Origin of the sequence: Pseudomonas sp. HMWF021 (genome assembly GCF_003061005.1) — a bacterium.
Classification (GTDB): domain Bacteria; phylum Pseudomonadota; class Gammaproteobacteria; order Pseudomonadales; family Pseudomonadaceae; genus Aquipseudomonas.
Genome location: NZ_QAIK01000191.1, coordinates 1 through 8,875, shown reverse-complemented (window position 1 = coordinate 8,875; position 8,875 = coordinate 1). Strand labels below are relative to the sequence as shown.

Genomic DNA, 8,875 nt, shown 5'->3' with positions numbered 1-8,875 from the left:
CGCTTTCCTGGCCGTTGCTGCGCTCGAGCGCCAGAATGTCCTGGGCGTTGAACAACACGCTCTCCCCCGCCCCCACCACTTGCCGGGCACCGCCGGCGGTGACCACTTCGACCTGCGAATGCAGCATCACCAGCCGGGTAGCATCGTCGTTCTGTTGCACGAGGAACTTGGTCCCCAGCGCACGCATCCGGCCATGCCCGGTTTCAACCACGAACGGCCGCGCTGGGTCCTTCGCCACATCCACCACCAATTCTCCCGCGCGCAACGCCAGCAGGCGCTGAACCGCGTCGAACTGCGCCACCACCCGCGTCCGCGCATTCAGACTCAGCGCGCTGCCATCTTCCAGGGTGAAATTGCGCCGTTCGCCGGTGCCGGTCGCCAACTCCCCGGCTTCCGGCAACCAGCCATATCGGCGCCCGAGCAACCCGGCCAGCACAGCGATGCCGAGCACACTCAAGCTGCCACTGACAAAACGCCGGCGACTCGAGGGTGCGTTCAGGCTGTGCAGCAAACTGTTGCGCGGCAGCCCGCGCAAGGTCGGATGGCGCAGCAGGTTCAGACCGCCGCCCATTTGTTCGATGATTCGCTGGTGCCGTGGATCAGCCGCGCGCCACGCTTCAAACGCCGCACGCTCGCCGGCGCTGGCTTCGCCGGACTGCAATAGCGCCATCCACTGCGCCGCCTCATCGATCACCGCGTCGTCCGGCCTCATGCCTGCATCGCCTGATAGCAGCGCTTGAAGGCTTCGACCATGTATTGCTGCACGCGGCTGGTGGAAACGCCAAGTTGCTGGGCGATTTCGCTGTAGGTCAAACCGTCGAGCTGATGGTAGAGAAACGCCGCTTTGGCCTTGGCCGACAACCCGTTGAGCAAGCGATCAACCGCCAGCAGCGCCTCGATCACCAGTGCCCGTTCTTCCGGCGATGGATGTACCGGTTCCGGCGCCAGCGCCAGGCTTTCCAGATAAGCGCGCTCCAGATCCTGGCGGCGCCAGCCTTCATAGACCAGCCGCCGGGCGATGGTGGTCAACAGTGCCCTTGGCTCACGAATGGCGCTCGGGTCCGGCAGGGCCAGCACCCGCAGAAAGGTTTCCGAGGCGATGTCTTGTGCGCTGTGCGGGCAACCCAGCGTGCGGCCAACAGCAGCGCACAGCCAGCGATAGTCCTTTTGGAACATTTGCCCAATCAACCGGTAATGCGGGTTCTGAACATCCCCCATGTCTTGCTCCCTGAAACGGGTCCCACCCGCTGCGAAAAACCGTCGTTCTGCCGGGATCGTCCGGCTCTTGATCAGGGGCGACTGTGCAATAGCGCTGCTTACATTTGAAGTAATAAAAAATCAGGATAATCAAACCATTGAGAATAAGGCGTTCCGTCGCCACGGAAATATTGACTGACACAACGTTGACCCTGGTCAGTTGCCTGCGCGCAGGCACTGACTAACCTGCGCGCTCCATCGAAAGCCAAGGACGGCTCACCGGGAGCCCGCGGCTGTCCCTCAAGGAAGAAAACCATGCGATCACTGAAGATTATTCTGCTGTCCTCGGCATTCAACGGCCTGACCCAACGCGCCTGGCTGGAACTGCGTCAGGCCGGGCATTCGCCCAGCGTTGTGGTGTTCACCGACGAGGCGTCGGTGTGCGAACAGATCGAATACAGCGGCGCCGATCTGGTGATCTGCCCGTTCCTCAAGGACCGCGTGCCCCATGCGCTGTGGAGCGACGCGAAGCGTCCGGTAGTGATCATTCATCCGGGGATCGTCGGCGATCGTGGCGCCAGTGCGCTGGACTGGGCCATCACCCATGAACTGACCCGCTGGGGCGTGACTGCCCTGCAGGCCGTGGAGGAAATGGACGCCGGCCCGGTGTGGGCCACCCGCGAATTCAATCTGCCGTCGGGCCTGCGCAAGTCCGAGCTGTACAACGGTCGGGTCAGCGATGCGGCAATGCTGTGCATTCGTGAAGTGGTCGAGAAGTTCATCGACGGTTTCGTTCCGGTCCCACTGGATTACAGCGATCCGAAAGTCCGTGGCCGCCTGCAACCGAACATGAAGCAGGACGACCGCACCTTCAGCTGGCACGACTGCTCGCGCTTCATCAAACGCTGCATCGATGCGGCTGATGGTCAGCCCGGGGTTCTGGCGAGTCTGGCTGGCGGGCAGTATTACGTGTACGACGCGCACCTGGATCAACGTACCGGCATTCCCGGCACGATCCTCGCGGTGCACGACGACGCCGTGCTGGTCGCCACCGGTGATCACAGCCTGTGGATCGGCTCGTTGCGGCGCAAACCGCTTCCCGGTGAAGAAACCTTCAAGCAACCGGCGCGGCATGTGCTGGCCGGGCAATTGGCCGACGTGCCGACGCTTGACTGGTCGATTGCCAGCCAGCCGTTCAGCGACGAGGCGTATCAGCCGATTCGCTATCGTGAATCGGGGCATGTCGGTGAGCTGACGTTCGAGTTTTACAACGGCGCGATGAGTACCGAACAGTGTCAGCGTATGGTCCAGGCGTTGCGCTGGGCCAAGTCCCGGGATACTCGCGTGCTGCTGATCAAGGGTGGGCGCGGCAGCTTTTCCAATGGCGTGCACCTGAACGTGATTCAGGCCGCGCAGGACCCGGGCGCCGAGGCCTGGGCGAATATTCAGGCGATTGACGATGTCTGTGCCGAACTGCTCAGCGCCCGGCAACTGGTCGTCAGCGGCATAACCGGTAATGCCGGAGCCGGCGGCGTGATGCTGGCACTGGCCGCCGACATCGTGTTTGCCCGCGCCGACATCGTGCTCAATCCGCATTACAAGAGCATGGGCCTGTATGGCTCGGAGTACTGGACCTACAGCCTGCCGCGCGCGGTGGGTCCGGCCATGGCGGAGCAGCTGACCCAGGCCTGTCTGCCGGTCAGTGCCACGCAGGCGCTGCAACTGGGCATGGTCCAGGAAATCGGCCCGCGCTGCCCGGACGAGTTTTCGCTGTGGCTGCTGCAACGGGCCAACGCGGCATTGACCGATCCGACCTATGCCGCCGTGCGTGAACGCAAATTGCGGGTCGATCAGGTGCTGATCCAGCAATGCCGGGATAGCGAACTGCAGGAAATGCAGGAAGACATGCTCCACAACCGCAACCAGTTCGCCGAGAAATGCAGCCACTTCGTCTACAAGCGCAAGGCCTGCGGCACACCGGCACGGCTGGTGGAAGACTGGGCGCGGGTGCGCAAGGTTGAGTTGGCGGGTTGATCTTCAGCGACTCCCACGGCCCCATCGCTGGCAAGCCAGACTCCCACAGGTTACTGCGGCGTTCACAGAACTTGTCAACGACGTAAAACCTGTGGGAGCTGGCTTGCCAGCGATGGCGGTGGGTCAGGTAATGCTGGCTTGGCAGGCAGACCGCATTCGCGAGCAAGCTCGCTCCCAGAGGGTTTCGTGTCGTTCGCAAAATCGATGACCACCGCAGAACCCTGTGGGAGCTGGCTTGCCAGCGAAGGCGGTGGGTCAGGCACTGCTGGTTTGGCAGGCAGACCGCCATCGCGAGCAAGCTCACTCCCACAGGGTTTCGTGTCGTTCGCAAAATCGATGACCACCGCAGAACCCTGTGGGAGCTGGCTTGCCAGCGAAGGCGGTAGGTCAGGCGGTACTGGTTTGGCAGGCAGACCGTCATCGCGAGCAGGCTCACTCCTACAGGGTTCTGTGTCGTTCGCGAAATCGATGGTCAGCGCAGAACCCTGTGGGAGCCGGGCTTGCCAGCGATGGCGGTGGGTCAGGTAATGCTGGTTTGGCAGGCAGACCGCCATCGCGAGCAGGCTCACTCCTACAGGGTTTCGTGTCGTTCGTGAAATCGATGAGCAGCGCAGGACCCTGTGGGAGCTGGCTTGCCAGCGATGGCGGTGGGTCAGGCAATGCTGGTTTGGCGGGCAGACCGCATTCGCGAGCAGGCTCGCTCCTACAAGTTTCTGCGGTGGCCATCGATTTCGCGAACGACACAACCCCCTGTGGGAGTGAGCCTGCTCGCGATGAACGATGACGCGGTAGCAAGCCGGCACTTACAATGCCCGCACCTCAGACTCCGGCCCGCCCATGGACATCGACCTCGCCCGCACCTTTCTGGAAATCGTCCGTCACGGCAGCCTCGCTGCGGCGGCGCAGAAGCTGTTCGTCACGCAGACGGCGATCACCGCCCGGGTGCAGAAACTCGAAAGCCAGTTGGGCAGCACACTGTTCGTGCGCAACCGCGCCGGCGCAAAGTTGACCGCCAATGGCGAGGCTTTCGTGGTCTACGCCAATCAACTGGTGCAGACCTGGGAAGCCGCGCGGCGCGACCTGCCGCTGCTGGACGGCTATCACAACGTGCTGCACATCGGCGGCGAAGTCAGCCTGTGCAACCCGTTGATGCTCAGTTGGGCCGCGCAGCTGCGCGAGCACATCCCCGGCCATGCCCTGCGCATGGAAATTCGCGACGGCGAAAACCTGTTGCGCCAGCTCGAACTCGGCGTGCTCGATGCCGCGCTGGTCTATCAGCCGGAATACTGGCCCGGCCTGCAAGTCGAGCAGGTGCTGGAAGAAAAACTGATTCTGGTGCGCGCACCGAACCGCCCGGATCCCTACGTCTACATCGACTGGGGGCCGGATTTCCGTCGCCAGCACGACGCCGCCCTGCCCGACAAGGCCAAAGCCGCGCTGAGTTTCAACCTCGGCCCGCTGGCCCTGCAATACATCCTGGAACATGGCGGCAGCGGTTATTTCCGCACCCGCGTAGTGCGCAGCTATCTGGAAAGCGGCGCGCTGGAAGCGGTGACCAAGGCCCCGGAATTCGGCTACCCGACCTACCTCGTGTACGCCCGCGAACGCGATTCAGCCACGCTGCAACAGGCCTTCGACCTGCTGCGCCAGGTGATCGACACCGATGACGACTGGTCGCAACGCTGGAACCCGCTGAGCTGAATCGGCCGCTTTACACCGGAGCATGGCGCAAGTGACCTCAAGGTCCGGGCTGCACAAACGGCGGGATCGGCTAATCTGCCGGGTATAACAACAATACCCACAGGTGAACGCAGTGAGGCAGACCACCGAGGCATTTCGCAGCCGTTACCGCGCGGCCATCCATCCGCTCTACAACCCGTGGCTGCACGGCGCTTTCGTGCTGCTGTTTGGCGCGCTGGCGATCGGCGCATTCTGGAGCAGTGTGCAACACGTGCGGCCAATGGAATGGCTGAGCGTGCCGCTGACCCTGCTGTTCTTCAACTTTGGCGTGTACATGGTCCATCGCCATCTCGGCCACCACAAAAAAGCGTTCGCCCGGATGTTCTATGCACGACATGCCGGTGACCATCACAGCTTTTTCACCCCCGGGCATATGACCTATGACGGCGCCCGCGACTGGCGGGTGATCCTGTTTCCGGCCTGGCTGATCGTCGTGCACACGCTGGTTTTCACTTTGCCGCTGTGGTGGTTGTTCGCGCAGGTCAACACCAATGTCGCCGGGCTGTTCGGCGGCTGCATGGTGCTGGGCTATCTGGCCTACGAGGTATTTCATGCGTGTGAGCACCTGCCGCCGAACAATCCGCTGACCCGCCTGCCATGGATCCGCCAGATGCGTCACCTGCACGAGCTGCATCACCGCCGCGAACGCATGCAGGAACGCAATTTCAATATCGTCTTCCCGCTGATGGATTACCTGTTCGGCACCCTGTACTGGGAGCCACAACCCACCCCGTTGCGCCATTCGAGACCCACCATGACCCGCATGCAGCACCAGATCGATATCGCCGGCGAGCCGATTGCCGTGCTCCGCTACGCCGCCAGCGTCCACCACTGGCCCGAGTGGCACCCCTCGTCGCTGAAAATCGACGGCCCGCAAGGCCCGCTGCATGCCGGGGCGCGCTTCGAAGAAGACATCCACGCCGGCGGTCGCGCCGGCCATTTGCGCTGGGAGGTCAGCGAATACCTGCCTGGCCGGCGCTGGTGTGCACGGGCGCGTGGCGATCATGGTTTGTCGTTGCTGCTGACCTACGAATGCACGGCCGAAGCCGCTGGCACGCGGTTCGTGCGCACACTGGATTATCAGTTCGACGGGCTGGGCATGCGCCTGGCCAATCTGTTGTTGCTCAAGCGCCGTATCGAGCGGGAATCGGCCACTTCGATGCAGGCGCTGCGTGACAAGGCGCTCAGGCACCTGACGCTGACGGGGCAACATTCATGAGGCTGCGGCGGGTGCTGTTGCTGCTGATCATCCTCGTCATCGCGTTTTTGCTGCTGATGCCGACCAAGGTTCAGCCAGTGGCATGGAAACCTTCGGCCGCACCGTCGCTGAGTGACGGCGTGTACGCGCAAAACCACAGGCTCAAAGCCTCAAAACAGATCGGCCCCGGTGATATCGACGGCCCTGAAGCGTTGCTGCTGGAGGGTGACTATCTGATCACCGGCCTGCATGACGGGCGACTGATCCGCACCAGCCTCGATGGCAAACAACGTCAGGTGCTGAGCGACACTGGCGGCCGGCCGCTGGGCCTGGCGCGACATCCCAACGGTTTGCTGGTGGTCGCCGATGGGGTCAAAGGCCTGCTGTCACTGGATGCCCAGGGCCAATTGATTCCTCTGGCCACCGAGGCCAACGGTGTGCCCTTTGGCTTTACCGACGATGTGGCGATCGACAAGTCCGGGCATTACGCCTACTTCAGCGATGCCAGCAGCCGCTGGGGCTACGGCCATGACGGTGAGGCGATCATCGAGCACGGCGGTGACGGGCGCCTGCTGCGCTACGACTTTCAGACCGGCAAGACCAGCGTGCTGCTGGACAAACTGGAGTTCGCCAACGGGGTGACCCTCGGCCCGGATGACGCCTACGTGCTGGTCAACGAAACCGGCGCCTACCGCATCAGCCGCTACTGGCTGAGCGGCCCAAAGGCCGGGACTCATGACCTGTTCATCGACAACCTGCCCGGGCTACCCGACAACCTCGCATTCAATGGCAGCAATCGCTTCTGGGTCGCGCTCTACGCGCCGCGCAGCGCCTTGCTCGATGGCACTGCCGGACATCCGTGGCTGCGCAAGATGATCGTGCGCGCGTTGACGGTTTTGCCCAAACCGGTGGAAAAACGCGGGTTCGTGCTGGGGCTGGATCTGGAGGGCAAGGTGATCGCCAATCTGCAGGACGCCAGCAGCGGCAATTACTCGCCGATCACCACGGCGCGCGAATATGGGGACTGGTTGTACCTGGGGTCGCTGAAGGCAACGCACATGGCGCGATTGCCATTGGCTGAGGCGTTGAAGTGAGCCTGCTGGATGTGTGCAGGAATGACTGACGCCATCGCTGGCAAGCCAGCTCCCACAGGGATTTCCGGGTATCCGACATCTGTCGGCTCACCCAAAACCTTGTGGGAGCTGGCTTGCCAGCGATAGCGGTCTGTCAGTTGCCCGATCTGTCGAACTTGTCCGGATCTTCGTCTTCAGGAAGATCCTCGTTCGGCTCTTCGGGAAAAGTAGTGGTGTGCGCCGGGCTATTGGGTTCCGGGTGCGTGGGCACCGGGTCGAAGCCGCCCTGCTCTTCACTGGGGAATCTGGGTGTGTTCATGAGGCACCTCGCAAAGAGTCATTGAATGAAGGCTCTTACATTCGAGGTGCCGTTGGTGGCTGTCGTTCCAGTCAATTCACCAACCAGCGTCGGTGACGCGACTGACGGTCAGGATCGAGCCTGCAACTGCGCGACGATCTTGTCTTTGACCTGCAAGCGTTTCTCTTTGAGTTTTTTCAGTGTGTCATCGCTGGGTGCATCCGAGGTCGCCGTCTCGGCCTTGACTACTTCGGCGTCCGCCTGGGAATACTTGTTGATCAGTGCATCCAGAAATGGATCCTCGGTGCGTTTTTGCTGGATCTCTTCCTTCGTAAGCTTCAAATCCTGATACAGGTCATGAGTCACCGGCATGGAACACCTCCGTCAGTTGATCGGCAGCCAACGCGACCGATTGCGCTGGCCCGTTATCAGAATGGCCTTGGTCGAGCCGTTCTGTCGACCTCCTGTCAGACCAGCGGTGGCCGTTCGTCGCCCTGTCGCAAATACGATAAAACCTTTGGTCGTCGCATTCTCTCCATTGAATAACGCTCACAAAAACCTGCGTGGAGAAAAACCAATGGACGGATTCAACCTGCGTCATCTCGTTCTGGCTGTCGCCCTGAGTGCCGGCATGGGCAGTGCTTTCGCTGCCACTTCCAACAGTTTCGTCGACAACGCCGCAGCGGGCGGCATTGCGGAGATCGAAACCAGCCGCCTGGCCCTGGAAAAAAGCCAGTCTGCTGACATCAAGGCTTTTGCTAACATGATGATCACCGACCACAGCAAGGCCAACGATGAGCTGGCCAGCATTGCCAAGGCCAATGACATCGAGGTCCCGGACTCCACCACCCTGGTCAAGCAGGCCAAGGAAAAGATTCTCGACATGCGCGATGAATCCTTCGATGCGGCCTACGCCAACAACCAGGTCAAGGCTCACGAAGAAACCATCGAGCTGTTCAAGAAAGAAGCCAACACCGTGACCGACGACAAGGTCAAAGGCGCCCCCGAACTGAAAGCCTTTGCCCAGAAAATGCTCCCGGCGCTGGAAAAACACCTGACCGCCGCCAAAGAGCTGCAAGCCAAACACCCAAGCAAGTAAGACGCCGTACAGCAAAAGGCCGCATTCATCGAATGCGGCCTTTTGTCGTTTCAATGTTGCCTAGCCGCCGTCGGTATCGATATCGGCGTCGGTTTCTTCACCGGGCTTTGCACGATCAGGTTGAGGCTCGAAGCCGGGGCTGAACTCGTTGTCGTTGTCGGTGTGGGTGTTTTTCTGGTCCACCGCCGGGTCAGCGCTCTGGGCTTGTTCGCTGTCGCCCTTGGGCAGGGTGGGCG

General features: G+C 61.8%; 9 protein-coding genes. 5 read left to right on the top strand and 4 right to left on the bottom strand.

Annotation, left to right across the window (positions count from 1 at the left end):
* Nucleotides 1–712, bottom strand: a 712-nt coding sequence (locus tag DBR18_RS27540; RefSeq protein ID WP_371921169.1) for a FecR domain-containing protein, incomplete at its 3' end; no start/stop codon positions are given.
* Complete coding sequence (locus DBR18_RS27535; RefSeq protein ID WP_108592709.1) at nucleotides 709–1,218, bottom strand: sigma-70 family RNA polymerase sigma factor; 510 nt, start codon at nucleotides 1,216–1,218, stop codon at nucleotides 709–711. The genes DBR18_RS27540 and DBR18_RS27535, both read right to left, overlap by 4 nt.
* Before the next feature lie 294 nt (nucleotides 1,219–1,512).
* Between DBR18_RS27535 and DBR18_RS27530 the strand changes: the two genes are divergently transcribed.
* The 4 genes from DBR18_RS27530 (at nucleotide 1,513) to DBR18_RS27515 (ending at nucleotide 7,263) form a co-directional block, all read left to right on the top strand.
* Nucleotides 1,513–3,231 carry a hydrogenase maturation protein gene (locus DBR18_RS27530; protein WP_108592708.1) on the top strand — a complete coding sequence of 573 codons (1,719 nt, stop codon included), beginning with the start codon at nucleotides 1,513–1,515 and terminating at the stop codon, nucleotides 3,229–3,231.
* 837 nt (nucleotides 3,232–4,068) lie between these two features.
* Nucleotides 4,069–4,932 (top strand): LysR family transcriptional regulator, encoded by an 864-nt coding sequence (locus DBR18_RS27525; protein ID WP_108592707.1) that lies wholly within the window; start codon nucleotides 4,069–4,071, stop codon nucleotides 4,930–4,932.
* Nucleotides 4,933–5,044: 112 nt separating this feature from the next.
* A complete protein-coding gene (locus tag DBR18_RS27520; protein WP_108592706.1) occupies nucleotides 5,045–6,190 on the top strand; it encodes an SRPBCC family protein in 1,146 nt (381 codons plus the stop codon).
* Complete coding sequence (locus DBR18_RS27515; protein ID WP_108592705.1) at nucleotides 6,187–7,263, top strand: SMP-30/gluconolactonase/LRE family protein; 1,077 nt, start codon at nucleotides 6,187–6,189, stop codon at nucleotides 7,261–7,263. Before DBR18_RS27520 ends, DBR18_RS27515 begins: the two co-directional genes overlap by 4 nt.
* A gap of 133 nt (nucleotides 7,264–7,396) precedes the next feature.
* Here the strand turns inward: DBR18_RS27515 and DBR18_RS28460 are convergent, their stop codons facing one another.
* Nucleotides 7,397–7,561: a hypothetical protein gene (locus DBR18_RS28460; RefSeq protein ID WP_177482446.1), complete on the bottom strand. Its 165-nt coding sequence runs from the start codon at nucleotides 7,559–7,561 to the stop codon at nucleotides 7,397–7,399.
* 108 nt (nucleotides 7,562–7,669) lie between these two features.
* Nucleotides 7,670–7,912 (bottom strand): YdcH family protein, encoded by a 243-nt coding sequence (locus DBR18_RS27510; protein ID WP_003225561.1) that lies wholly within the window; start codon nucleotides 7,910–7,912, stop codon nucleotides 7,670–7,672.
* 205 nt (nucleotides 7,913–8,117) lie between these two features.
* Here DBR18_RS27510 and DBR18_RS27505 point away from each other — a divergent pair, with 205 nt between their 5' ends.
* A complete protein-coding gene (locus DBR18_RS27505) occupies nucleotides 8,118–8,639 on the top strand; it encodes a DUF4142 domain-containing protein (protein ID WP_007968820.1) in 522 nt (173 codons plus the stop codon).
* Nucleotides 8,640–8,875: the final 236 nt, after the last annotated feature.

Coding starts and splice junctions, on each gene's coding strand:
- DBR18_RS27535 (WP_108592709.1), bottom strand. CDS start 1,218: ATGGGGGATGTTCAGAACCCGCATTACCGGTTGATTGGGCAAATGTTC.
- DBR18_RS27530 (WP_108592708.1), top strand. CDS start 1,513: ATGCGATCACTGAAGATTATTCTGCTGTCCTCGGCATTCAACGGCCTG.
- DBR18_RS27525 (WP_108592707.1), top strand. CDS start 4,069: ATGGACATCGACCTCGCCCGCACCTTTCTGGAAATCGTCCGTCACGGC.
- DBR18_RS27515 (WP_108592705.1), top strand. CDS start 6,187: ATGAGGCTGCGGCGGGTGCTGTTGCTGCTGATCATCCTCGTCATCGCG.
- DBR18_RS28460 (WP_177482446.1), bottom strand. CDS start 7,561: ATGAACACACCCAGATTCCCCAGTGAAGAGCAGGGCGGCTTCGACCCG.
- DBR18_RS27510 (WP_003225561.1), bottom strand. CDS start 7,912: ATGCCGGTGACTCATGACCTGTATCAGGATTTGAAGCTTACGAAGGAA.
- DBR18_RS27505 (WP_007968820.1), top strand. CDS start 8,118: ATGGACGGATTCAACCTGCGTCATCTCGTTCTGGCTGTCGCCCTGAGT.